General features: G+C 52.9%; 25 protein-coding genes. 12 read left to right on the forward strand and 13 right to left on the reverse strand.

Translation table 11 applies throughout. The features are described from left to right. Window positions 1-67: 67 nt before the first annotated feature. The 3 genes from HCG48_RS20520 to HCG48_RS20530 all read left to right on the forward strand — a co-directional run bounded on the left by HCG48_RS20520 (window position 68) and on the right by HCG48_RS20530 (window position 3970). Window positions 68-778, forward strand: a complete 711-nt coding sequence (locus tag HCG48_RS20520) for a glycosyltransferase (protein ID WP_168570831.1) — start codon at window positions 68-70, stop codon at window positions 776-778. Between the two features lie 337 nt (window positions 779-1115). Continuing rightward, a complete protein-coding gene (locus tag HCG48_RS20525) occupies window positions 1116-1724 on the forward strand; it encodes a thylakoid membrane photosystem I accumulation factor (RefSeq protein ID WP_210437093.1) in 609 nt (202 codons plus the stop codon). An 821-nt stretch (window positions 1725-2545) separates the two neighbouring features. Further along, a complete protein-coding gene (locus HCG48_RS20530; protein ID WP_168570832.1) occupies window positions 2546-3970 on the forward strand; it encodes a sugar transferase in 1425 nt (474 codons plus the stop codon). Window positions 3971-4094: 124 nt separating this feature from the next. Here the strand turns inward: HCG48_RS20530 and HCG48_RS20535 are convergent, their stop codons facing one another. Continuing rightward, complete coding sequence (locus HCG48_RS20535) at window positions 4095-5096, reverse strand: glycosyltransferase family 9 protein (protein WP_168570833.1); 1002 nt, start codon at window positions 5094-5096, stop codon at window positions 4095-4097. 171 nt (window positions 5097-5267) lie between these two features. On the opposite strand from HCG48_RS20535, the gene ispD reads away from it, so the two are divergent. Next, the gene (ispD, locus tag HCG48_RS20540) at window positions 5268-5957 is read left to right on the forward strand and encodes a 2-C-methyl-D-erythritol 4-phosphate cytidylyltransferase (RefSeq protein ID WP_168570834.1); all 690 of its coding nucleotides are present in this window, start codon (window positions 5268-5270) and stop codon (window positions 5955-5957) included. Between the two features lie 151 nt (window positions 5958-6108). Here the strand turns inward: ispD and HCG48_RS20545 are convergent, their stop codons facing one another. Further along, complete coding sequence (locus HCG48_RS20545) at window positions 6109-7227, reverse strand: RNA-guided endonuclease InsQ/TnpB family protein (RefSeq protein WP_210437094.1); 1119 nt, start codon at window positions 7225-7227, stop codon at window positions 6109-6111. A gap of 717 nt (window positions 7228-7944) precedes the next feature. On the opposite strand from HCG48_RS20545, the gene HCG48_RS20550 reads away from it, so the two are divergent. The 5 genes from HCG48_RS20550 to HCG48_RS20570 all read left to right on the forward strand — a co-directional run bounded on the left by HCG48_RS20550 (window position 7945) and on the right by HCG48_RS20570 (window position 11298). After that, entirely contained in the window at window positions 7945-8622 is a 678-nt protein-coding gene (locus tag HCG48_RS20550; protein WP_168570835.1) for a response regulator transcription factor, read from the forward strand. 283 nt (window positions 8623-8905) lie between these two features. Further along, a complete protein-coding gene (locus HCG48_RS20555; RefSeq protein ID WP_168570836.1) occupies window positions 8906-9754 on the forward strand; it encodes a hypothetical protein in 849 nt (282 codons plus the stop codon). Beyond that, complete coding sequence (locus HCG48_RS20560; protein WP_168570837.1) at window positions 9714-9887, forward strand: hypothetical protein; 174 nt, start codon at window positions 9714-9716, stop codon at window positions 9885-9887. Before HCG48_RS20555 ends, HCG48_RS20560 begins: the two co-directional genes overlap by 41 nt. Window positions 9888-10387: 500 nt before the next feature. Continuing rightward, the gene (locus HCG48_RS25575) at window positions 10388-10711 is read left to right on the forward strand and encodes a hypothetical protein (protein ID WP_210437095.1); all 324 of its coding nucleotides are present in this window, start codon (window positions 10388-10390) and stop codon (window positions 10709-10711) included. Window positions 10712-10725: 14 nt separating this feature from the next. Next, a complete protein-coding gene (locus HCG48_RS20570) occupies window positions 10726-11298 on the forward strand; it encodes a PepSY domain-containing protein (RefSeq protein ID WP_168570838.1) in 573 nt (190 codons plus the stop codon). A gap of 101 nt (window positions 11299-11399) precedes the next feature. Here the strand turns inward: HCG48_RS20570 and HCG48_RS20575 are convergent, their stop codons facing one another. The 3 genes from HCG48_RS20575 to HCG48_RS20585 form a co-directional block, all read right to left on the reverse strand. Continuing rightward, complete coding sequence (locus HCG48_RS20575; protein WP_246259668.1) at window positions 11400-11531, reverse strand: hypothetical protein; 132 nt, start codon at window positions 11529-11531, stop codon at window positions 11400-11402. 39 nt (window positions 11532-11570) lie between these two features. After that, complete coding sequence (locus HCG48_RS20580) at window positions 11571-12788, reverse strand: RNA-guided endonuclease InsQ/TnpB family protein (RefSeq protein ID WP_168570839.1); 1218 nt, start codon at window positions 12786-12788, stop codon at window positions 11571-11573. Window positions 12789-12855: 67 nt separating this feature from the next. Beyond that, window positions 12856-13137 carry a DoxX family protein gene (locus HCG48_RS20585; RefSeq protein WP_168570840.1) on the reverse strand — a complete coding sequence of 94 codons (282 nt, stop codon included), beginning with the start codon at window positions 13135-13137 and terminating at the stop codon, window positions 12856-12858. A gap of 71 nt (window positions 13138-13208) precedes the next feature. Here HCG48_RS20585 and HCG48_RS20590 point away from each other — a divergent pair, with 71 nt between their 5' ends. Further along, window positions 13209-14108 (forward strand): LysM peptidoglycan-binding domain-containing M23 family metallopeptidase, encoded by a 900-nt coding sequence (locus HCG48_RS20590; RefSeq protein ID WP_168570841.1) that lies wholly within the window; start codon window positions 13209-13211, stop codon window positions 14106-14108. 84 nt (window positions 14109-14192) lie between these two features. Here HCG48_RS20590 and glgA read toward each other — a convergent pair whose 3' ends face one another. From glgA to hemC, 3 genes are all read right to left on the reverse strand, one after another. Further along, the gene (gene glgA / locus HCG48_RS20595; RefSeq protein WP_168570842.1) at window positions 14193-15596 is read right to left on the reverse strand and encodes a glycogen synthase GlgA; all 1404 of its coding nucleotides are present in this window, start codon (window positions 15594-15596) and stop codon (window positions 14193-14195) included. A 138-nt stretch (window positions 15597-15734) separates the two neighbouring features. Further along, complete coding sequence (locus HCG48_RS20600; RefSeq protein ID WP_168570843.1) at window positions 15735-16370, reverse strand: glycoside hydrolase family 108 protein; 636 nt, start codon at window positions 16368-16370, stop codon at window positions 15735-15737. A 161-nt stretch (window positions 16371-16531) separates the two neighbouring features. After that, window positions 16532-17500: a hydroxymethylbilane synthase gene (gene hemC / locus HCG48_RS20605; RefSeq protein WP_168570844.1), complete on the reverse strand. Its 969-nt coding sequence runs from the start codon at window positions 17498-17500 to the stop codon at window positions 16532-16534. Between the two features lie 207 nt (window positions 17501-17707). On the opposite strand from hemC, the gene HCG48_RS20610 reads away from it, so the two are divergent. Beyond that, window positions 17708-18889, forward strand: a complete 1182-nt coding sequence (locus HCG48_RS20610; protein WP_168570845.1) for a homocysteine biosynthesis protein — start codon at window positions 17708-17710, stop codon at window positions 18887-18889. 142 nt (window positions 18890-19031) lie between these two features. Here HCG48_RS20610 and patR read toward each other — a convergent pair whose 3' ends face one another. Beyond that, complete coding sequence (gene patR, locus HCG48_RS20615; protein ID WP_168570846.1) at window positions 19032-20198, reverse strand: heterocyst master regulator PatR; 1167 nt, start codon at window positions 20196-20198, stop codon at window positions 19032-19034. A 454-nt stretch (window positions 20199-20652) separates the two neighbouring features. After that, the gene (locus tag HCG48_RS20620; RefSeq protein ID WP_168570847.1) at window positions 20653-20850 is read right to left on the reverse strand and encodes a hypothetical protein; all 198 of its coding nucleotides are present in this window, start codon (window positions 20848-20850) and stop codon (window positions 20653-20655) included. Between the two features lie 78 nt (window positions 20851-20928). Here HCG48_RS20620 and HCG48_RS20625 point away from each other — a divergent pair, with 78 nt between their 5' ends. Further along, window positions 20929-21822 (forward strand): tetratricopeptide repeat protein, encoded by an 894-nt coding sequence (locus tag HCG48_RS20625; RefSeq protein WP_168570848.1) that lies wholly within the window; start codon window positions 20929-20931, stop codon window positions 21820-21822. Between the two features lie 6 nt (window positions 21823-21828). Here HCG48_RS20625 and HCG48_RS20630 read toward each other — a convergent pair whose 3' ends face one another. The 3 genes from HCG48_RS20630 to HCG48_RS20640 form a co-directional block, all read right to left on the reverse strand. After that, on the reverse strand, window positions 21829-22449 hold the full coding sequence (locus tag HCG48_RS20630) for a TMEM165/GDT1 family protein (protein ID WP_168570849.1): 621 nt from the start codon (window positions 22447-22449) through the stop codon (window positions 21829-21831). Window positions 22450-22883: 434 nt separating this feature from the next. Next, window positions 22884-24629, reverse strand: coding sequence for a succinate dehydrogenase/fumarate reductase flavoprotein subunit (locus HCG48_RS20635; RefSeq protein ID WP_168570850.1), 1746 nt, complete (start codon window positions 24627-24629; stop codon window positions 22884-22886). A gap of 94 nt (window positions 24630-24723) precedes the next feature. Continuing rightward, window positions 24724-25041 carry a hypothetical protein gene (locus HCG48_RS20640; RefSeq protein WP_168570851.1) on the reverse strand — a complete coding sequence of 106 codons (318 nt, stop codon included), beginning with the start codon at window positions 25039-25041 and terminating at the stop codon, window positions 24724-24726. Between the last annotated feature and the right edge of the window lie 33 nt (window positions 25042-25074).

Below are 25074 nucleotides of genomic sequence, written 5' to 3' on the forward strand. Positions count from 1 at the left end.
TAAAACTTGGATACGATGGTTATAGCGTTCTGATTCGAGAATCATTCAAGGTACTTTTTCAATCAAAATGGAAGATCTTATCGATGTATCGGCGATCGTTCCTTGTTTTAATCAAGGGGAATTTATTCTAGATGCGATCGCCAGTATTGAAGCCTCGGTCGAGGTGAATTGGGAATTAATTATTATTAATGACGGTTCGACTGAACCCCTCACTTTGGAGGTATTGCAATATTTAGAACGCCACGGATATTGGGTGATTAATCAGAGCAATCGCGGTTTAGCTGCTGCGAGAAATCGCGGGATTCGGGAGGCGAGTGGTCGCTATATTCTTCCGGTGGATGCGGACAATAAAATTAGACCGGATTACATGGGTTTGGCACGCGATATTCTCGATTCTTCCCCAGAAATTGGCGTGGTTTATGGGAACGTTCAGTTTTTCGGCGATCGCCAGGCTCTTTGGCACGTTCCGGCGTTCGATCGCGATCGCCTTTTACAGAGCAATTATATCGATGCTTGTGCGGTTTTTCGCAAACAATTGTGGGAAGGGTGCGGCGGTTACGATACGGCGATTCCCAATCGACTCGGATTTGAAGATTGGGATTTATGGTTGACGGCGTTAGGTCGGGGATGGCAGTTTTATCGCCTTCCCGAAATTGTCTTTGACTATCGGGTACGACCGCGTTCGATGGTGACTCGATGTTTGCAACAGGAAAATCACGACAAAATTCTTGAATATCTCCGAAAAAAACATCCCGACCTACTGCGAGGGAAGCAATAGTTTTTCAAGGTTTCCACTTTTATCTTGTCACGGTTCGCCCCCACAAAAGAACCGAGCGCCTTGCCAATTTCTTAGCAAGAATCGCTCGGAAGATCTACCCAGTTGATGAAAGCTACGAGTTAGAACGCGCAAGCTCAGTGTAACTTGAGTTGAAGATAAAGTCAACCCCAAAAAAGGGGGGTCGATCGGACGTGGCGATCGCCTGCGGGGGGGAAATCGTGGCGGTCGAGATCCACAGCTCGGCAAAACTTGATACAGTCAGTCTTAACAGTCCTGCTAGTCTTCGATTTCGAGTTTTATGATCTTTTCTCGGTTGCGTGGCGCGTGCCTCAGTTGGATGCAGAGCCTCAATCGCCTGCAAAATCAGGGTTTCCGGTGGTGGAGACGACCCCGATGGCGAGTCAGTCGTCTGTCGGCGGCGATCGCGATCGCGGTTTTGCTGTGGTTTGCGGGGGCCCCGTCAGCCCGTGCGAGTCTCAATGACGACCGCTTCGACGGCAATATCTACGCGCTTTATGGCGGGAATGGCTCCCTAGTTCCGCCTAAAGTCACGTTTCGTCAAGCGCTCAAACGGGACGACAAGGCAACCCTCGTCGTGTTTTACCTGGATGACAGTCGGGATTGCAAACAGTTTGCCAGCGTCGTTTCTCAGTTGCAAGCCTATTACGGTCGCGCTGCAGATATTTTGCCCTTAAACGTGGATGCAATTACGACTGAAGGGAGTTTTACTCCGAATGATGCGGGGTATTACTATGAAGGGGTGGTTCCACAAACCGTGGTGTTTGACCAATCGGGGAAAAAGGTTTATAGCGGTCTCGGACAGGTTGATTTTGGGGAAGTCGATCGGGTTTTACGTAAACTTTACAATTTAGTTCCGAGAGACGAATCTCAGGAATTGAAAAAGCGATCGTTCAACGAATTCAATAGTGAATTAGCTCCCGACTAAGGGGTTTCCAGCCAGTCTCCGGAGTCGTTCTCTACGGGACTGGCTGACGGGATAAAATGTGCGAGCATCGGGGCGATCGCGCCGTCCCCCACTCGCTTGAGTCGAGAATTCAGGGAGAAATAGATAACTATCGATTGTCGAAGGGAAAGGGTAAACCTTTCGATCGATCGCTAAGAACTACATGCGATCGCTTTAGCAAAGGGCAGAGCAAAAGGGATAGATCGCGACGATTCCCTCTAAAAAAACACAATCTGGCTAGCGCCATCGACGGGGACGAACTTCACTCGGAATTGACCGAATAAAGAGCATTGGCGATCGGGCGATCGCCTGGAAAGTTTAAAAATTTGAATTTCTCGTGAAGTTTTCACCCTCAGTCTATGGACAATGCACTTAAAAATGTGAAAATATTATCGGGGGAATTTCTATGCGGAGCTAGATGGCTTGTCTCAGAATGACCACCATCCCCTCGTCTGTCCAATTAAAGAGACACGGATCGACCGCGATCGGCGTCGGCGAGGCTGGATTTAGCCGGGTGCAATCGCCAAGTTTCAAACCCCGTCAATCCGAACGACCTTGCCACGATCGCCCGGAATTCTCCTAGGCTTTGAACGCTTAACGATGGGCTAGAGTCTGAAATTCCCTTGGACTATACTAGGGCTGGATTGGAATTTAACTTTCCGGCCAGAACGGGGAGCCTTATGTGTCAGGATGGGGAGAGTTGTCTTAGACAGTGGGTTGCATCTATATCGGACACTCTTAAATTCATTAATTATTGACGACCAGGTGGGGTTTCCTCTCTACTTGGTGCATACGGCAAGACAATGCACAAACAAAAGCTCGACATACGCGCTCCGATCATTGCCCAACTCAGTCGCGGGACGGGGATTGGCTGGTTAAGAGTTGCCTTACTGGCGATCGTCGATAGCTTGACCATCGCCGCCGCGTGGTATTTAGCCGATCTGTGGGGAACGCCAGTAGGGGGCTTTAGCCTGCTGTGGAACGTAGACGGTAAACCGGGATTTTTACTACCGATTATGGCGATCACGATCGGTATTTTATGGGCCTCCGGGCTTTACGGAACCGACGACCGCCGTCGGGATTTCTTCAGTTTGATTAAATCTTTGACGTTAGCTCAAGGCGTGTTGCTCATTGTCGGCTACCTTTACGAACCGGAAGCCGTAGCGTCTCGCTCCACCTTTTTACTCGCGTGGATTTTTAACTTACTTTTCGTATTTAGCGAGCGCTTAATTATTCATCTAAGTATTATTAATTTACGCCACAAAGGAGCGATCCGGCAGCGAATCAGCTTGCTGGGGCAAGCCCCAGACATTGAAGAAGCCCAAAAGTTAATCCAAAAAACCAAGCAATATATCATTTGCGATGCTGAAGACGTCGGGCTTCGTCAAGAGGAAGATTGGAGTTCTTTAATCGACAAACTGCGCCTCAAACAAGTTAGTGAAGTCTTTGTTTGTTCTCATCTTTCCGTCAAACAGCAGGTTTCTCTCTACTGGGAACTAAAAACGGCGGGCATCCATCTAAGAATTCTACCAATGGGTTTGGAATTGCCGATCCAATGGTCTGAAATTAAGATGGTTAATGGCTTACCCACCATGAGATTTAGATCGCCACCGATTATCGGTGGAGACTTTTGGATCAAACGCGGATTCGATTTGGTCGCGGGCAGTTTAATTTTATTGGCGACCAGCCCGATTTTAACGGCGATCGCCCTCGCGATTAAAATCGATTCTCCCGGTCCGATCTTCTACAAACAGACGCGAATTGGGGTCAAAGGACGGGAATTCAAAGTCTGGAAATTTCGGACGATGGTGGTCGATGCCGAGCGCTTGCAAAAGCAACTCGAAGAGATGAACGAAATGAAAGGCGGGATCATGTTCAAAATGAAAGAAGATCCTCGCATTACTAAAGTCGGACGGTTTTTGCGGCGCTACAGTCTCGACGAACTGCCCCAAATTATTAACGTGTTGATCGGCGAAATGAGTTTAGTCGGTCCGCGTCCGTTTCCCTTGCGCGACGTCGAACGCTTTTCCGAACACCATCACATGCGTCACGAAGTTTTACCTGGAATTACGGGATTGTGGCAAGTTTCGGGACGTTCGGATATTATCGATTTTGAAGATGTCTTTCGTTTGGACATGACTTACATTCAAAATTGGTCCGTCTCTTTGGACTTTCAAATCTTGTTCCAAACGATTAAAGTCGTACTCGGTAAAGAAGGGGCGTATTAAGCCTCTAGATGGCGAGCTGTCCCCCAAACGGACAACTCGCGATCGCTTCGGGGGTGTCGGACAACTCGCAGCGATCGCGCGCAGGGTCCTCCGGCGGTAGGGACAGGCGATCGCCCTCGAACCGTCAAGACCCCCAAACTTTGTCCAAAACCGTTTCTGGTGAAATATCCGCCAGTTTTCCCGTCGGCGATTGAATGCTGAGAAAACGCACTTCCGCGTCGGAACCCCGGTCTGTAGGGCTGGGAAGCCGTTTTTTAGCCGTCGTCGGGCCGAACAGGGCGATCGTGTAAGTTTGCAAGGCTACCGCCAAATGCAGGGGAACGCTATCCGTACACAGCATCAAGTTCGCGGCGGCAACCATCCCGGCTAACTTACCGAGATCGGGAGCCGAGGTCACCTTCAAACCCGGACAAGCCCCCGCCAACTGCTGGGACAACTCGGGGTTTTCCGGTTCTTCGATCCAAACGATCGGCAGTTGGGGTTGTCGCTGCTGGATTTGCTCGACGATCTGCTGCCATTGTTCGACCGGGTAAATCCCGTCACTGCCCTGGGTTTCGCACAGGGAACCCGAACCCCCATAGGCGAGAATGTAGCCGCTATTTTTAACGCCGAGTCGGTCTTGTTCCGCTTCGGCCCAATTGAGATCCTCTTTGAGCAAAGTCACCGAGAGATCGGGACAGGGGGTATTCAGACCCAAACCTTGCAAGAGGTCGTGATTGACGAGGGGAAGATACTGCTCGGTTTTGCGTTCGACCGCCGCGTTGAGAAACCAGTCGTCAAAGGTCAGATCGCGGTAGCCGACCCGGGTGGGAATCCCCGAGAGCCACAGCAAGACCTTGAACAGGGGACGCCGTTCGAGGGATATAACTGCATCGTACTCGCGATCGCGAACCACGCCCAACAAGTTGCCCCAATCTGCCAAGCCATTGCGATCGACAAAATCAAAGGGCAAGACCTGGAGTGACTTGTCGTGGAGGAACTTACACACTCGATAGGCATCCTTCGCCCGAGGCTCTACGATGACATCGATTCGAGCGTTGGGGTAAGACCGCTTGAGGTCTTCTAAAGTCGGAAAGAATAAAATTTGGTCGCCAATTCCGCCTGGGACAAGGGCCAGTATTCGCATCTCAGTTAAGTGAGCTTACTGAACAGCTTCACTGTACAACATTTAAGCCGACGAACTACCACTGTTCCATCAAAAATCTCAGAACGCCGAACCATTGGCCAAGCGCCCCTGTAGCATTCTCCCGTACAAAATCGGCTAAAATCGCAAAGGCCAAATTGAAGAGGAACCGCCGTGCATTTATTGATTCCAGCCGCCGGGATGGGGCGACGGATGGGCAGCGATCGCAACAAACTCCTGCTGCAGTTGAGCAACCGACCGCTCCTCGCCTGGACCCTACAAGCGGTCAATGCTGCCGAGCAAATTACTTGGATCGGCATTGTCGGTCAGCCTACGGATTGGCCCGACTTCAAAGCTATTTTAGCCGCCGAACCCCCCTCCAAACCCGTCGAATTCATTCCTGGGGGAGACACCCGCCAAGAATCGGTTTACAACGGCTTGCAAGCCCTCCCCGACGGTGCCGAACGGGTTCTCATTCACGACGGCGCCCGTGCCTTGGCTACCCCTCACCTCTTCGATCGCTGCGCCGAGAGTTTGCGTCACTGTTCTGGCATCGTCGCCGCCGTTCCCGTTAAAGACACCATTAAAATCGTCGATCCGACCGACGAGCTGATCCGCGACACGCCCGATCGCCGTAACTTGTGGGCGGCACAAACCCCTCAAGGGTTCGAGGTTGCCGCCCTTAAAGACTGTCACGATCGCGGACGCCGGGAAGGATGGCAAGTCACCGACGACGCCGCTTTATTTGAAAAAAACGGTTTGCCCGTCAAAATCGTCCCCGGGGAAGAAACAAACCTCAAAATCACCACCCCCGTAGACTTGGCGATCGCCGAATTCATTTTGCAACAGCGCCTCGGATCCTAAAAGCTTCGCAGGCGTTTTCCCGCGCGATCGCCAATCAAAGAACAAAATAATGGGGAAGCGTACTGTGCTTGTGACATCCTCCCGACGCTGAATCAAAGATTACAGCGCGGGCTTCCCAACCTCACAATTGGGTATTCGGACCCTATCTAGGTCATAGACCCCCGACAGACCGACTTGACAGGCGGTTTCCGTTCCCCAGAGTCCCCGATGCTCCTACATTCTCTAGTCCACGATCCAAAACCATCTCTGCGGCGGCACGTTCGCGTAGCGACGCCGAAGGCGTATCGCGATGAGTCCGATACCCACACTCAGGACAATGATGCTCTCTGACTTCCAACCCTTTGCTGACCGTAGCAAGGCAGTTGGGGCAGGTTTGACTGGTGCCGTTGGGATTGACTTTACCAAAGTAGACCCCACGCTTCCAACAAACCCATTCCGTCAGAGACAGAAACTGTCCGAAGGCGGCATCAACACAATCTGTTCGCAGCATTCCTCGCGTCAACCCCGTGACGTTGAGGTCTTCTGCAAAGATAGTTTGCGCCCGGTCGCAAAGCTGATGAGCCGTCTTCAGATGGAAATCTTTACGACGATAGTTTTGAGAACCCTTCTGTTTTCGTGCGGCTCTGCGTTGCAGCAATTTCAGCTTGCGTTGCATCGACTTGAAAAACTGGGGTCGCTCTTGGAAAGAGCGATCGGAAGCGGTCAAGAATCGCTCCAATCCCAGGTTAATCCCAATCGCCCGACCATGAACCGGACCCTTACCTGTATCCCCCCAACCCCCCTTTGAAAGGGGGGCGAAGGGGGGATGCAGGTTGATGGGTACTTCCCCAATCTTTGGCAACTTGATTGTGAAGCCATTGATGGGATTGTTCTTGAACTGGGGAAATACAAAGGATTTGAATTGACCGAATTTTTTGAAACGCGGGAATCCATATCCCCGTTTCTGAAATACTTCCCAGGTATCGTGCAGTCTGCGAATCGTGGTCTGCAACACCTGAGAATGCACTTTACCCAGATGCGGGAATTGCTTCTTCGCTTTGGGCAGGTTGTTTTGCTGACGGTGGTAGGACGGGAATAGCTCATCGGCAGGAATGATGTATTCCTTCTCCAACGAGCATCGGTCTACCGAACACTTACGAGAAGCAATCCAGTCTTTGAGTTCGCGCAACGCGTAGTTATATACCCCTCTGCACGTCTCAAGCCACGACAGCAGTTCAGTCTGCTGCAAGGCATCTGGATAGATTCGGTAGGTGTAGTTCATGGTCAGCATGACTATAATTTACTACAGACTATAGCTGCTGATAAATGCTGGTCTCATCCCCATCGTAGGGCTTGACCCTTCCCGCAGGGTGGGGATGAGACCAGCTCGGGGAGTCCATGGATCCCGACGCTGATGCTTCGCATACAGCGCGGGACTTATAGCTCCCCGAACCCCTCAAAAGTTCAACTTGGCCGGGTCTACCGTGACCCTTTACCCCTCTTCAGCCGATCGCAGAGGAGCTTATTCGAGGTGAGTGGGGTTCGGGAAACTCCGTGCGATCGCCCCTGAAAACCGGGAAAAAAACTCGTGTCGCGAGAGGGGCGTTTCCCGTCGGTTTCGCCAGGGAGGTTTTCGGCAGGGCGATCGCCTTCAATGCCCGTTATTCCTGGGGTTTGCGGCGCTGTAGCGATCGCCGAATTCCTGGAAATTGCTGTAATTTAGATACAAGTATCGCAGTTTAAAATAAAATACCACATTCCGAGCCAATTTCAAAAATTTCACTACACCTGTAATGACATAACCTGGTCAAAATTGTCTATTTTTTGTTCTTATCTTGTCAGTATTTTGTACTGCAATTAGCGATAGGCAGCCCTAGAGATCGCCTCGGGGGCGATCGCGAACCCTCGATCCCAATTTCAGTTATTCTAAAAAAGAGATAAAAACGGGGTTAGAGTCGCCGGGGAAATTACACCGTCAAGTGGCGAACCGTTCGCCTTGAAACACCCGATGAAAATCCTGTTAGTTGAAGACGACAATCGCATCGCCGAAACCTTAGCATCGATCCTACGCGATCGCTACTACACCGTAGAAATAGCCGGGGATGGCGAAAGAGCGTGGAGCCTTGCCAGTGCTTTTAGTTATGACTTAATCCTGCTGGATGTCATGTTGCCTAAAATTGATGGCATCACCCTCACCCAACGCTGGAGAGCCGCCGGAAAAAGCACGCCCATTTTAATCTTGACCGCCAAAAATACAAGTCGAGATAAAGTATTAGGTTTAGACGTCGGCGCCGACGATTACGTCGTTAAACCCTTCGATTTACCCGAATTACTCGCCCGCATTCGAGCCTTATTGCGACGGGGCGATCGCGACCCTTCCCTCATTCTAAAATGGGGCTTATTACAACTCGATCCCAACCGTTGCGAAAGCGAATATAACGGGGTCGCCTTACCCCTGACTCCCAAAGAATATAGCTTGCTCGAATTATTGTTACGCCATCCTCGGCGCTTATTTAGTCGCCCTGCAATTTTAGATCGATTGTGGTCTTTTGAAGATCCTCCCGGAGAAGAAACCGTAAAAGTTCACATCAGGAGTTTGCGAAAAAAATTGCAAGCCGCAGGCGCACCTTCTAATTTTATTCAAACCGTCTATGGTTTGGGATATCGGCTCAACCAACATCTTTAAACCGTGCGCCGCGATCGCCGCTCCACCTTCGACCCCTTTCGATGAAGTCGCCAGCCTGTCCCTGCCAGTCGCCAGCCTTTCCCGCGATTGTCGAGCGATCGTAGCATCTTTCCGATTTCTTTACCTTTTTTCGATATCCTCAAACCATTCCCCTAAAGAGGGATCGTTATCGAGCTTTAGTGAAAAGAAAATAACAATGTCGGAATCCAACTTTCCATCCCCAAATTTTACGCCTTCATCTGTCAATTCATCCGCCCCCGCTCCCCCCAGCACAACTGCACCATTGGACGACGATTTTTTTGACGACGACGATTTTTTTGAAAACGACTTTGACGATAATTTATTTGACGATGACTTCGACGACGATGACTTCGACGACGATGACTTCGACGACGATTTCTTCGATCGCATCGACGGCTTTATCGATCGCCTCGTCCAACCCCGGTTTTACCTCACCACTTATCCCGATGTTGCCGAAGCCATTCGTAACGGAAGCTTTCGCGGCGATGCCGACGATCATTTTGAAGAATTTGGCGGACGTGAAGGACGAGATCCTTCCATTTTTTATAGCGAACAATTCTATTTAGCCAACAATCCCGATGTCGCCGAAGCCGTCAATCGCGGGCAGTTTCTAAGTGGCTTCGAGCATTTCTTCTCCTTCGGAGCTCGCGAAGGACGCAATCCGAGTCCGAACTTTAACAGTAATTTTTATCTTGAAAATAATCCCGATGTCGCCGCAGCCGTCAATCGGGGCACTTTCAACAGTGGCTTTTTCCACTTTATTGCCTTCGGACAATTTGAAAATCGTCAGCCCCGTCCCGCCAGTCCTCCCGCCCCAGTTGCCAACGACCCCCTCATCGGCTCGACGGCCAACCCGGCTCAATTCGCCAGCGACAACGCCGACCCCCTGACCACGGGCGGCACGATCGCCAACGAGGCTATAGAGATCGCCCCTGCCGTCCCCGGCGATCGCCTCCCAGACCTCGCCGCCGTCTCTGGTGGCAGTGCACCGGAGGATCTGTCCCTGTTTCTTCCCAATACTGTCGAAGGGTTCGCCGCTTCCACCCCCGCACTTCCGACGCTCTCCGACGTTGAATCGAACGGCGATCGCCTCCCCCTCGATCTGTTTTAGCTTAATCGGCGGGAAGCCCCGCACTCTACGCGAAGCTGTCGGGATGAAAGCCGAGGCGATCGAGTGGAACGGACTCGCCAATCTGGTCAACTTGAACTGGCACGGCAGCAATGCCCTTGATGGCCAAGACTAGGGGCAGCTTTCTGTCCCGACACCAACGTACAGCCATACAATTCGGCTGGTGAACAGTGCGGCGGATCGGAAATGCACCCTCAAAACGAAATCCTCCCAATCTGCGGCTGGACGGGTCGTGGATGTCAAACAAAATGCCTGTGGACGGGTTCGGTCGGGGGCGTTGCCTAGACCAGACCGGATGAAACAGGAACTTCCCAAGACGCCAGGGCAGATGGACTTCTGTCCGTGAGGTGGGAAGCCCGCGCTGTACCCTTGGCGAAGCCTGGGCGAAGCGCATAGGTCAGTGTCGGGAGAACGTCACGAACAGGGAAACAATCTTCTTGACTGGGGAAAAACAGAGCGCTCTTCCCCAGTTCTTTTTTTTGAGCTATAATCTCGCCAATTCAAGAAATTCTCGAGAACCGTTGTAATTATGGATTCAGGGTATTTGCGTGTCTTTTTTTGCTTCTCAGAATTTTAAGAACTACCCACAAATTTTTGAGTTAAATTGGCACAAAAATGATGAATAATCATCGTGGATTTTGGCGTTCGTTAGTTGTTTTATGTTTGGCGATCGCTGGATTCTTGTTACCCGTTAGTGTCTTTAAGCCCGCGTCTGCTAACGCTTATTCTCCCGCCGATCTCGATCTTTACGCCAGTTCTGACGACGGTTCCGACGACGAAGATGACGGCGAAGACTTCGACGACGAAGATGACGGTTCCGACGAAGATGACGGCGAAGACTTCGACGACGAAGATGACGGCGAAGACGACGAAGATGATGGTTCCGACGACGAAGACTTCGACGACGAAGATGACGGCGAAGACGACGAAGAGAGTTAAAACAATCTGAAATTATGAATAAAGCAGCTTTTCGCAAACTCCACCGAACCATTGCCCCGATAATTTTTGTTCCCTTATTGCTCAGTGCTTTAACTGGAATCGGCTATCGCATCGGTAGAAGTTGGTTGGCAATACCGAGAAGGGCGGGTCATTTGCTCATGGCCGTCCATCAAGGCGAATATCTCGGCCATGCCCTCACCCCCGTTTACGTGTTATTCGTAGGTTTGGGATTACTCGGGGCGATCGCCACCGGGTTGACCCTGACCGGATGGTTTCGGGGAAATCGAAGCGCAAAAGCTGCTAACTCTCTCAATTTCCGTCAAATTCACCGCCGTCTCGCCCCCCTATTTTTCATCCCCTTAGCCTTAGTGGCGATGACAGGAATTGGCTATTGTTTGGGAGAAAGTTGGTTGGGACTTCCAGAAGGAATCACGGATCGATTAATGGATATTCACCAAGGATCGTTTCTAGGAAATCGGTTAAGACCGATTTATGTTTTAGTCGTCGGGATGGGATTACTTTCCTTATTGATTACCGGAATTGAAATGACGGGAATGTTTCGCAAAAAACGGCAGTCTTCGATGTAAGCGTCCCGGTCGGATTTGAGAACCGGACGATCGCCCGGCGGAGAATAACCCACGATCGCCCTTCGCGCTCATTTATTTGGGAGTTATAATGAGTACGAACCTTAGAGGCGATCGTCCACACTGAACGGTCCCGACCCGTAACTCCAAACCATCAGCAACCCTCCCATCAATCCCAAATTTTTAAAAAACTGAATTTGTTGGCTAGAATCGCTAAAATTTGTGTGGAAAATCACGGTTGTCGGGAGTGAACTACCGCTATTGTAATCTTTGATTCAATAGCGGCTTCCCTCTTCACTGGGGACTGCGCTAGATAGAACTGAAGTTCTACCCCCTCGTCTTACATCCCCTCCAAGGGCAGTAGAGCTAGTCCCTAACTCTAATATCCGTAAGCCTTCATTTTTGAGATTGATGGCGGCATTGATATCCCTGTCATGACGAGTTTGGCAATGTTCGCAAGTCCAGCTTCTCGCATCAAGAGACAAGCTTTTGATTTGATTGAGACATACATGGCAGGTTTTAGAAGAAGGAAAAAATCGATCGACTTCTAGATAAACTTTTCCTTCTGATTCAGCCTTGTACTTTAACATCGTACAAAACATTCCCCAACCGACATCACTAATCGCTTTGGCGAGTTGGTGATTGCGAACCATGCCTATCCCCCCTTTAGTTCCCCCCTTATTAAGGGGGGTTAGGGGGGATTCGACCACAATCACTTGGTTTTCGTTCACTATCTTACGGGATAGCTTGTGGAGAAAATCTTCACGACAGCGACTTATTTTGGCGTGAATCTTAGCAACTTTTACCCGCGATTTATTGCGGTTGTTGCTACCTTTCCTTTTTCGAGCGTGTTTTTGCTGTTTTCTTTTTAGGTTTCGCGCGTGTTTATCAAAATGCTTGGGATTATTATATTTCGACCCCTCACTGGTAATCGCAAAATCGGTCAGCCCTAAATCAATGCCAATGGCTTTTCCTTCAGTTGAGAGGAGGGGAGGTTCTTTTTTACCCTCTACCAAAACTGAAGCATAATATTTACCATCTGGATTTTTGGAGAGGGTTACAGTTTTGATTTTTCCCTCAAAACTTCGATGCTGACGACAACGCACTAACCCAACTTTAGGCAGTTTGATGTAATTTCCCTCAAACTTAACATTTTGAGGATAACTGATAGATTGCCTTCCCTGCTTGGATTTGAATCGGGGTAATTTTGCCCGGTTCTCAAAGAAGTTTCGATAAGCGGTCGATAAGTTCAACGCCACGACTTGCAAGCATTGGGAATAGACGCCTTCTTTAAGCCAAGGGTGTTCCTTTTTGAGGGCAGGTAATAATCCCTGAAGATCACCCCTTGATAGACCTTTCCCGGTCTCTCGATAAGTCTCTTGGCACAAATTTAACGCATAGTTCCAATACCAACGACAGCAACCAAAGCTCTTGGCTAAAGTTGCTTGTTGCTCGTGGGTTGGATAGATGCGGTATTTGTACGCCTTGAACATTATCGCCGATCTAGCCAGATGATAAGATTATCACTGATTTGCCGAAGAGTCGCTTTCATCCCACGATTCACCTTCGGTAGAATCGGAGAATTCCCGCTCCCATTGTTAAAAAGCCGACGAGCAATAACGCCCCCCATTTCGCCCGATAACCGCACAAGACCGATAAACCTCCGGCCAATAGAACGGCGATCGTCGGCCACAGCAAGATCCCGGGAACGCCGTTGCCTTGCATATAGGTTTGGGTCGCCGTGGGGTCGAGTAGTTTCTCGATCCCGGACTTGAGAAAGATCGCGGCGAGCAGAAGCCGCGACAAGAGCGGAATAAATGATTGTAATCGGTTAAAATTCACAAAATACGTCCTGCAAAAGGGGCCGATCCTTGCAGCAAAGTGCAAAGTCTGTTGGTTTTCAAATTACTGTTATGAGTTTATTCCATCGCTTAATTTTAGGCACGAGCGTGCTGCTGTTGGCCGGGCCGATCGCCCCCGTCGCGGCCAATCCCAGCGAGTCGGCGACCCCCTCCGCCTGTCCGGCTCCCGCCCTCGATCGCATCCAACGCCATACCGTCGCCGCCGGAGAAAGCCTCGAAGCGATCGCCGAACAATATAACCTGATTCCGGCGACGTTGATCGGCTTCAACCCCCAACTGCGCGGCGGTGGAGTGCAACCGGGGATGGAACTGAAAATCCCGCCCTACAACGGCATTACCGTCAACGTCAACCCGGGACAAACCTGGCCCGAATTGGCCTCTGCATACAATGTTAGAGCGGACGTGTTGTTTGAAGTCAACGGCTGCCAACCGCCGCAAGCCGTCGCCTTCATTCCCGGCGTCAACTGGTCGCCGACGAGTTCCCCAGAAACCGGATTGCCGGAAGCGGCGACCGACGCCGACGCCACCCTCGATGGCTATCCCCTCCCCGAACCCGGCGAAACCTTGCTCGCTTATGGCTGGCGGGTGACCGGAGAGGACAGTAAGGTGGTGTTTCACAGTGGGATCGACTTGCAGGCAGACGCGGGAACCCCGGTGTTAGCTGTAGAAGAAGGCATCGTCGCCTACGCCAGCGATCGCGGCGCTTACGGCAACTTAGTCGTGATCAACCATCCCGGCGGCAAGCAAACGCGGTACGCTCACCTACAAAGTATAGAAATTAGCTTGCGACAAAAAGTGAGACGCGGCGATCGCCTCGGCAGCGTCGGCACGAGCGGCAGTCCCGACGTCGGCGAACCCCACCTGCACTTTGAAGTGCGTTCCAACTCCGATCTCGGTTGGGTCGCCGAAGACCCCGCACTGTACTTGCGATCGCAAGTCAGCGAACGGTGAAACCGGACTGAAAAAAAGGCAAAAGCCCGAGCGATCGAACTTTTGCCCTTTTGCTGACCTGTAGAGAGACCGTCGCGCCGTCGCCTATCCCGCGTCATCGGCAGGATCGGACTCGGACATCCCCAGAACCGAACGGTACATTTCCACGTACCGCTTCGCCGAAGTTTCCCAGCTAAAGTCCGACATCATGCCGCGCTGCTGCAGTTTTTGCCAAGCATCCTTGTAGCGGAAGCCCTCCCAGGCTCGAATCAAGCAGGTGAACAAATCCAACGGTTCGTAGCGATCGAAACAATAACCCGTTCCCTCTTCGAGCATCGGTTCGTGGTGACCGACCGTATCGACCAACCCTCCCGTGCGGCGCACGATCGGCACGCAACCGTAACGCATGGCAATCATTTGACTCAGACCGCACGGCTCGAAGCGACTCGGCATCAAAAATACATCGCTTCCGGCATAAATTCGGCGCGCCAGAGAATCATTATACAACAAATACGTCGCCATCCGTCCCGGATAACGTCCCGCCAGTTGCCACATTTGCGTCTCGTAATAGCGCTCTCCCGTACCCAATAAAATAAACTGGGCGTCGGTGTACGCCATAAAGCGATCGAGAATTTGCAACACCAAATCGATGCCCTTTTGTTCGACCAAGCGGGTCACCATACCGATTAAAAAGGCATTTTTGTTAACTTCTAAGCCGACTTCTTCTTGAATGGCGACCTTATTCGCCGCCCGTTGCTCCAAATCGGTCGCGCTGAAATTGGCGGCGAGATACTTATCCGTTTCCGGATTGTAAGAGTCTACGTCAATGCCGTTGAGAATCCCGACCAACTTGCCACTGATAAACGAGAGCAAACCGTGCAGGTTTTCACCGTAAGACTCCGTTTGAATTTGCTGGGCGTAAGTCGGCGAAACCGTGTTGACGATATTGGCATACTGAACCGCCGCCGCCATCGTATTGTCCCCTTGCATGTACCAGGGACACCAGGTCATTTGTTCCAAACGCCAACGCCCCGGGCCTTGATAGGCTAAGTTATGAATCGTAAACACCGTGGCGATATCCGGGTCTTGGTGCATCCACACCGGAATCATCCCCGTGTGCCAGTCGTGACAGTGGATGATGTTGGGTTTCCAGTAATTCCAGGCAAATTCCGCCGCACCGTTGGAAAATAGGGTAAAGCGCCAGTCTTCATCGTCCCCGAAGTAAATCCGACGGGGTGAAAATGCCGGATGACCGAAAAGATATAAGGGAACGTCCGTCCCGGGTAAGACGGTTTCGTAGACAGAAAAGTCCTGAAACATGGCAAACCCCTTCCAGATCGGTTCGCTCGGGATTTTCATTTTGTCTGGAAGGAAGCCGTAATAGGGCATGAAGATCCGCACGTCATGTCCCATTTGTCGCAGCACTTTTGGCAGGGAACCGACGACATCGCCCATTCCCCCGACTTTAGCCAGTGGGGCCGCTTCTGCGGCGACAAATAATATTCGCATGTTGCTCTTTGCGTTCCCTGAAATGGTCAGTACCGCCATCATACCCGGATGCGGGATCCGACTGTACCTTCCGGGGGAAGGATATGAGCATTTGGCAACACGCTAGCGCCACCGGGAGAGTGTTGACGATCGCCCCCCTTACGATCGCCCCTTCAACTCGGCGACGATTTCTTCGAGCAAGCCGATTGCCTGCTCCAAGCGCGCCACGATCGCCGCGTCCTCGCGATCGCCCTTGCCGGGATTTTCCAAATCCTCGATATACTTCGACAGGGCCTTATCCCGTCGCAGCCAACCGTCGAGAAACACCTGTTGGCTGGGATTGGCTTTAACGCGCTGGTGGCGGTAGTCGATCCGGCGTTTGACGTATTCCCGGGCCGTGGCGATCGTATTGTGAGCGGCGAGAGCGGCGCTGGTTTTCGAGCCGAAATCGCCATCGACGACCAAACCGCCGATCGCCTCCTGGAGAAATTCCACACTGCCGCGCAAGCCGAAATTGACCGCCGTATCGAAATGGACCACCGCCAACGGCAAACACATCGAATCGGCTTTCGACGGTTGCCAGTAATAGCGGAAGTAGATTTCTTCGACTTCCGCCTCCGTGAGTTGGGAGACCCGTTGCGGGGGTAACTTCTTATGCTGGCGGTAAGTGTCGTAGGTGGCTTGACTGATGCCTCGGTTGACGGCCCCGGCGGGATCTTGCGGGTGTCCGACCCCGCCTTCCCACTTCAAAGTGAACTGGAGGGCTCGGGCAAATGCATCGTTCGTTTGAGTCATAACCTTGCTCGCTTGCGATTGGAACGCGAATATCGGGGGGCGCGATCGCCCGTACCCCTTGTATTCCAGCGATCGCCACCTCCACCCGCACATCTTCGCCCGGTCGGCTAAAGAGTGCAACGTGCGGGTCTGTTACCGAAGGCAGACCCGCACCCGTCCGGTTAATCCCGTTCGATCTGAGCGAAGATTTCCGCCAAGATCTCTCCGGCGCCTCGTTCGCGCAGTTTTTGGGCTAACTCCACCCCCAACGCTGCCGCCGCGTCCGCCGGACCGACCACCGTATCCTTGACCAAGGTTTGACCGTCGAGACTGGCGACCATTCCCGTTAAGGTTAACTGACCGTCGGCGATCGCCGTATTGACGCCGATCGGTACCTGACAGCCCCCTTCGAGTTCGCGCAAGAACGCCCGTTCCGCATCACAGCGTCGAGCCGTTTCCCGGTGTTCGAGCGCTTTAATTAAATTGAGAATTTGCGGGTCTTCCGTACGACACTCGATCCCGAGCGCCCCTTGTCCGACCGCGTGCAGGGAAATTTCCGGGGGGACGATCTGGTGGACGCGATCGCCCATCCCCAAACGCTGCAAGCCAGCCACGGCTAAAATCAGGGCGTCGTATTCCCCCGCATCCAATTTCGCCAAGCGGGTGTTGAGATTGCCCCGAATATCTTTAAACTTCAAATGGGGGAAATGATGGCGCAGTTGGGCCAAACGCCGCAGGGAAGACGTTCCCACCACCGCCCCTTCCGGTAGGGTGTCGATCTGCTTGTCTCGATGTTTGACGTGGACCACTAAGGCATCTGCCGGGTTTTCTCGCTCGGTGACGCAGCCGAGCATCAACCCGTCGGGGAGATTGGTTGGCAAGTCTTTGAGGGAATGCACCGCCATATCGGTATCGCCGTTGAGCATTCCGACTTCCAGTTCTTTAGTAAACAGTCCCTTATCCCCGATTTTCGCCAAGGCCACATCGAGGATCTTGTCCCCTTGGGTAGACATCGTGTGGACTTCAAAGGCGATGTCTGGATAGTGTTTTTGCAGTTCGTCGCGCACCCAGTGGGTTTGCACGAGGGCCAGTTGGCTTTTGCGAGAAGCAATACGCACGGTTCGAGGGGGACTGGAAACGCTAGAAGTCATAGATCGATTGTGTCGAAGGTTCGGATATAATAACTCGATCTAGACTACCGTAGGGAAGACAACCATTTTTCGCATTTTTGATTTTAAAGATTTCGGCATCGCGTCTTGAGGGGCGATCGCCTGTTGAGAAACCCTTCGGCTCGAATCCCCCACGACGATCGCATTTTAACTGCTGATTTGTCCTGACATTGCAACCTACATTCAACTATGCGAACGATCGCCGAAATCAATGACAAAATCGAACGCAAACAGGCCGTCGTCTGGACCGTCGAAGAAGTCAAAACCCGAGTGGAAGAAACCAGCGTCGCCGAAGTCGCCCGGGAAGTAGACGTCGTGACCACCGGGATGTTCGAGCCGATGGAATCGTCCGGGGCGCTGTTCAATCTCGGCCATACGGACCCGCCGATTAAAATTCGTCGCTGCTGGGTCGATGGGGTTCCCGTTTACTCCGGTTTGGGCGCCGTAGACCTGTATCTCGGCGCCAGCGAAATGGTTGAAGGGGTCGAAGGGGAAGAAACCCGCGAACGCGGCGGCGGTCAGGCGATCGAAGATTTGATCGCAGGCAAAGCGTTGCCGTTGCGGGCCGTCGGACAAGTGACGGACTGCTACCCTCGGGCGTCGTTCGAGACCACGATTACTCGGGAGACGATCAACCAGTTTTATCTGTTTAACCCGCGCAATCTCTATCAAAATTTTATCGTCGGGGTCAACGGCGGCGATCGCCTCCTGTACACTTATCTCGGTCCACTTCAACCCCAACTCGGTAATGCCGTCTACGCCTGTAGCGGCGAACTGTCCCCCTTACTCAACGACCCGGAATTGAGAACGATCGGGATCGGGAGTCGCATTTTCCTCGGCGGCAGTATCGGCTATATCGTCGGCGAAGGCACCCAACATTTCCCCTTGCAAAAACGCCTCCCCAACAAAACCCCCATCGGTCCGGCGGCGACCTTGGCGGTCGTCGGCGACGCCAAGCAAATGTCGCGCCGTTGGGTACGCGGTTGTTATTTTAAAAACTACGGTCCGTCTTTAATGATCGGCATCGGCGTCCCCCTTCCCGTTCTCGACGAAGAGGTCGTGGCCTGTTGTGCAGTGCGCGATCGCGATCTGGTCGCCCCGGTGATCGATTTGTCGATCCCCCGTCGGATCCGGCCCACCTTCGGCTTGGTCAGCTACGCCCAACTCAAAAGCGGGCGCATTTCGATCGAGGGGAAATCCGTGCGAACCGCGCCCCTCTCCAGCATTCGGCGATCGCGCGAAATCGCCCTCGAACTCAAACAACGCATCGATTCCGGTGAATTTACCCTCACCGAACCCACCGCCCCAATTCCGATGGATCGTTCGTTTCTCCCTCAAAATGTTTGGGGATCGCGCATTACCTTCGACTAAGCTCTCGATTCAGTCCCAAGTCGCCTGTCGGGAGTCCGTGGCACCGCGATCGCATCTCCGGAACTCCTGACGTCCCGAAATCCGACCGCTTGAATTCTTCATTCACCATTCAACAACACCCCACTCCCGACACGGCGAACTGCTACTCGCTTTTACTCGGTGGATTTTTCTTAGACGGTTTACTCGGCGAGGGCGCCGATCCCGCGCGCTTGCCACCTTTGGTCACCGGGCGCGCATTGCCTCTGTGGCGACCCGGCCCCTTGCCGCGCGGACGACCGGAAAACGGTTTTTTGCGTTTGGCACCGACAAACCCCATGTGGTTGCCGCCGTCAATTTCCAACTGTTCTCCAACTCGGTGAACGTGCAAGTCCCAGAAATGACCCACCGCTTTAGGATTGGATAACAAACCCTTCAGTTTTAATTTAAAGAACTTCGGTTTCTCCGAATCTTTGCGAGCGGTTTGTCTGATCTTGATGATGATGTACTGATGCGGTTGGGATTGAAAAATGACCTCCCCGCGAATCGAGAAATATCCATCTTCGAGATGGGATTGCAGGGTCGGAGCCGGGGCGATCGCCTCCTCGGACTCCTCGGTTGACTCCGCCCTCTCCGTGGCCATTCCTTCGCCCCGTTCGTCGGGACTGTCGGTCGCCAGTTTTTCCGGCTCCCAAACCCCCATAATTTGCGCGTGCAGATTGTCGGTATTTTGGCGGGTTCGAGGATAAACCACCCAAAGATGTTCTTGTTCTAAATCCAGGTGATTTTTGACCAAACTCATCACCCGTCCCAACAACACCGCATCGATCTCGGTGCCGTCGCTCGTCAGGAGAATACCGCGCGTAAACTGCTCCTCGGAGGGCTGATAGCGACCGCGAATTAAACCGACCGCCCGATATTGTTTCGGTTCGCTCGGAGGCGGAATCGGCTGTTTGTGCAAATCTGTGAGATCGCTGTGAGAACTCCCTTCGCTAGCGCTCCGGTTCGAGGCGCGATCGCTAGAATCGTCAGATTTACTTTCAGCTTCAGTTTCCGGCCCTCGGGCTTCGGCGGGCGACGGTTCCACGGCAGTTTCCGGCGCTTGCGCTTCAGTTTCCGGCCCTCGGGCTTCGGCGGGCGACGGTTCCACGGCAGTTTCCGGCGCTTGCGCTTCAGTTTCCGGCGCTTCTACAGTCGGTTCCGAGGGTATGGCTTCAGCTTCCGGTGGTTTCGCCGGAGGAGTAGGAGGCTTAGCCGGAGGAATCGGCGGTTGGGACTGGTCGGATTCGGGGGGTTGCGGAGAATTAGACAACTGGTTAGAAGAGGAATTCATAAAACCTCCTTGCTGCGGAGACACATCCGATGAGGACTAGGTTACAAATTGGAAGACGCGATGAGAAATCAAAAGGCTGAGTGGAACAAGCCCTCTCGCCCGGACTGAGGCATCCTGATTCACCATACATGGATTTGGAAGCTCCGAGTCAAAACGGGGTTGACCGAGTAAAATCGTGTAGAATCGCGGCTCGTGCGGGCGACTCCCCCGCCAAAAATGGCTGGCGAGCGGCGGTTGACACGGGCCGACCCCCACATCTGGGACGATCTACACGGATAGATCGTCGAGGCCAGTAAGGATGAATTCAGGAGTGACTCAGTATCAGTGGTATCAGTCTGCTTATTGTACAGAATGCAACGATCCTAGAGTAAAATCCGCATGGTTTGGAGAAACCAGCGAAGTAGAAGTAACGAGATTCAGGCAAATTTAGGGATTTTGGCAATCGATCGCCGCGCTATAGACTCTGGCTCGATCGCGCTGCTGGAATCTCGGTAGTAGGAATTTTTCTCTGACCGTTGGCATTGTTGAAGACGATGCGCCGGAGGTTGGCCGTTGTCGGATGAGAGCGGCGATCGCTGGAGCTACTCATTTTACACGCTCCCGGGCGATCGCCCTTCTTCGGGTTTTCCCGATGGCGACCTCGGACTCGCACGGCTCGCTTCTCAGTTGCGGGTCATCTTTGTCTAGAATAGCGTTAAACCGATCTCGCTCACCATTCAAGGGAAATACTGTGTCTGAAAAACGCGATCGCTGGATCTTTAAAGTGGTAATGGCCATTGGTTTAATTGCCTTTCTCGGGATTGGAATTGCCCCTCTGGTCAACGGGGTGTTACAAGCCAATAACCCCACCACGCAGACGGCTTCGACGGCTTCGCCGAGCAGTGACCCTCAAAATACAGCACAAGCGGATTTAGAAGCCCAAGCTCGCGGTTACGAATTGGTTTTACAACGGGAACCGGACAACGAAACCGCATTGCGAGGTCTGCTGGAAGTGCGCTTGCAAATGCAAGATATTCCCGGGGCGATCGCGGCGTTAGAAAAGTTGGTCGAACTCAAGCCGGAACAGACCAATTATGCGGTGTTGCTCGCCCAAGCGAAGGAACAACAGAACGATCGCGAGGGCGCAGCCCAAATTTATCGCCAACTGCTCGAAACTCAACCGGGCAATCTCAATGCTTTGCAAGGTTACGTCAATCTCTTGCTGGCTCAAGACCGCCCGGAAGCGGCGATCGGCTTGCTCCAGGAAACTCTCGAAAAAGCCCCCCAAGCCAATCAAATTGAGGCTAACAGCATCGATGTGGTCTCGGTTCAGGTCATTCTCGGGCAGGTCTACGCCGATCGCGATCGCTATGACGAAGCCCTCGCGGTCTTTGACGAAGCCATTAAAACCGATCCGGAGGATTTTCGCCCCATTCTCGCCAAAGCCCTCGTTTTCCAACGTCAGGGTAAAAATGACGAAGCTCAACCTCTATTCAATACGGCATCGGAATTAGCCCCGGCCCAATACAAGGATCAAATTAACCAGTTGGCGCAAATGCCCGTCCCGACTCAGGGCGCCGCTCCAGCCCCGGCCCCGGCTCCCTCTCCGGCGGAATCGAACCCCGAGGAAACGTCGCCGGAGTAAGCGTCCCTAGGCGACTTCTAAGGCGGCGACGATGCCGAAAAGCAGAAATAAACCGCCGCCGATCGCCGTCACGGTCCGTTCGGAAATCTTTCCGGCAATTAATCGACCTCCAATCACCGCGATCGCCGCGCAGATACTGTGACCCTGAATCGCTCCGACGGTCACCCCCAAGGGGTTGTTCGCCGCCGCTAGGGCGATCGTGGTGATTTGGGTGCGATCGCCCCATTCCGCTAAAAAGGTCAGCAAGAACGCTTCGGCTAAAATTCCCCATTGGGCCGACTGGCTCAACCACCGAGAAAATTTCGACTCCTCAACGGCGATCGCCGCCGATTTCACTTCCTCCTCGTCCGGTTGGCTACTCATCTGGGACGCATCGTAAAGCAACTTCAAACCGAAGCCCACAAACAAAGCAATTTCACCAAAATCAAGATAATGTTTCGGCAAAAATGACACCGCCTGACCGATTAACACCGAGAGTACGGTCATCGCCGCCAGAGCCAACACCACCCCGCCAAATACCCACCTGCGCGTGTGGCGCATCGCTAAAATGACGGCAATAAAAAAGGTCTTATCTCCTAACTCGGAAATCGTCGTCAGTAACAACCCTGCCGTATATGCTTTTAACATCAACTCTCGCTCCTCGGAATAAAACTGTAGGGCGATCCGAGCGAGCTGGTTAAAAGCGAAAACACTTCACCAAGCTCGCTCGAATGCGAACTTAGTGAAGGTCTCGCTGCCAAGTTCTCTAAAGACTCAAAATTTCCTCTTTCTTATCGAGGAAAATCGGAAAACTTGTTATCCAAACCAGGCGTTTGAGCCAGTATGTTGATTCGGATAGATCGACACTTTGATGAGTCGATAGCTACTCCCCTTCAGGAGTTCATTCTACTGTAAACGCTTCAAAAATACAAGCATTTTCGATCGTTTTTCTCCCTTTTTCAATCGAAGTATTTCTCATTTCACAAATGAATCACTTTGCTTTTAAAAATGATTCATTTGTGAAATCAAATTCCCGCGATCGAGGGCTGGCCAAAGGGAAAAAACCCCTCTTTTTGAGCGCTCTAATACTTGCGTTCCTTCGGCTCGAAGCGAGTAATGGTGACGGGTCGATAACGAATGTCAATTCCTGTCGGGGAATAATAGGCCAGAGTATGTTTTAAAAAATTGGCATCGTCGCGATCGGGATAATCTTCGCGGGCGTGGGCGCCGCGACTTTCCCGACGCTCTAGGGCGGAGGAGAGAATCATCTGACCGACCCGCATGAGATTCTTCAATTCGAGTGCTTCGATCAGTTCCGTATTCCACACCGTCCCCTTATCGTCCAAATACACCTGTTCGGCTTGAGCGATCGCCCGTTCGACCTGTTCCAAGCCTTCGCGCATGAGCGATTCGGTCCGAAAGACGCCGCAATGTTGGCTCATGCAGTCTTGAAAGGCTTGACGAACTTCGCCGATGCGATAGGAGCCACGGGCGTCGAGGAGGGATTGGAGGGTGTCGCGGGCGTCTTCGAGATAGGGGGTGGGGTCGAAATCGGGTTGTTTGCGATCGTCGAGGTAGCGGGCGATCGCCGCCCCGGTCAACTTGCCGTACACCACGCATTCGAGCAAGGAATTGCTGCCGAGACGGTTGGCGCCGTGAACCGACACGCACGCCGTTTCCCCCGCCGCAAATAAACCTTCGATAAAACCTTCCGGACCCTTGCGAACGCGCCCTTGAGTATCCACGGGAATCCCGCCCATCGAGTAGTGAGCCGTGGGACGTACGGGCATCGGTTCGATCGCCGCATCGATCGCCAGCAAACGATGGGCTTCTTCCCAACAAAAGGGAATCCGACTCATAATTTTTTCCCGTCCCATGTGGCGCAAGTCCAGGTAAACAAACGGACCGCCGGGACTGCCGTCGGCGTGGATGCCCCGTCCGGCGCGAATTTCGAGGGCGATCGCCCGGGAGGTAATATCCCGGGGTGCCAATTCCATCCGCGAGGGGGCGTAATTCGCCATGAACCGATCGCCTTCGCCATTAATCAGATACGCCCCTTCGCCGCGTACCGCTTCCGAAATCAACACCCCCACCGGATAGAGTCCCGTGGGGTGAAACTGGACGAACTCCATATCCTGCAAGGGGACTCCGGCGATCGCCGCCATTGCCAAACCGTCCCCAGTCGAAGCAAAATCGTTCGAGGTCGTATTAAAAACCCGTCCGTAGCCGCCCGTGGCTAACATCACCACCTTCGCCCGGACCGCCCGCAGTTCGCCGTCGAGAATGTGGTACATGACCACCCCCTTCGCTTCTCCGTCCTCGACAATCGGGCGCATCACGTACCATTCGTCGTACACTCGCACCCCGCAACGGCGCAAATTATTGACCAACTCGTGCAGGATCGCGTGACCTGTCTTGTCGGCGGCGTAACAGGTGCGTTTGTGACTGTGACCGCCGAACGCCCGTTGGGCGATCCGTCCGTCGGGCAGTCGCGAAAAGAGAACCCCCATGTGTTCGAGGTCGATGACCACATTGGGGGCTTCCCGGGCGAGCAGTTCGACTGCATCTTGGTCGGCGAGGTAGTCCGATCCTTTGACCGTATCGAAGGCGTGAGCTTCCCAGGAGTCGAGGTCGTCTACGTTTTTGAGGGTGGCGGCGATCCCCCCTTGGGCTGCGACGGAGTGCGATCGGATCGGGTGAGTTTTAGCGACTACCGCCACGTCCGCATCCGGCTTGAGGCGGCTGATTTCGACGGCAGCCCGACAACCTGCGAGTCCGCCACCGACGATAATGACGTCGTGTTCGATCGTATCTGCTATCTTGGGCATTTTCTATACTTCGCTCTCAAAAAAGATTCCCCACCTTCGGGCAGGGAAATTCTGACAGGGGTTGGCGCGACGAGCCATTGCGGGCTGTGGGGTCTCAACTGGTCGCGCCTGCCGTTCCCTCCCTACGGGATGCGCTCGAAGCCGTTCCCAGTTCGGGGGAGGTATTATCGACCGGATTGAATTCGATGTGATTGAGTAAGGTCGTGACGAAGGCAAACAGCAGGAATGGTAAGGATAAGACGACAATGAGTCCGACCGTGGCGAGGGCGTAAATCTGCCGTTCGGCACTCCACAAGGCCAACGCCGACGCCAAACTGAGGAAAATGACGATCAACCAAATGATGATTTGTCCGTAAATGTCCCCAAAGGTGAGGGTGCAAACTAGCCGATATTTGGGTAGTTCGTTATCCACGATTGAGATCCTCCTAACTTCTGAATGAAAGGT

This window comes from Oxynema aestuarii AP17, assembly GCF_012295525.1.
Classification (GTDB): Bacteria; Cyanobacteriota; Cyanobacteriia; order Cyanobacteriales; family Laspinemataceae; genus Oxynema; species Oxynema aestuarii.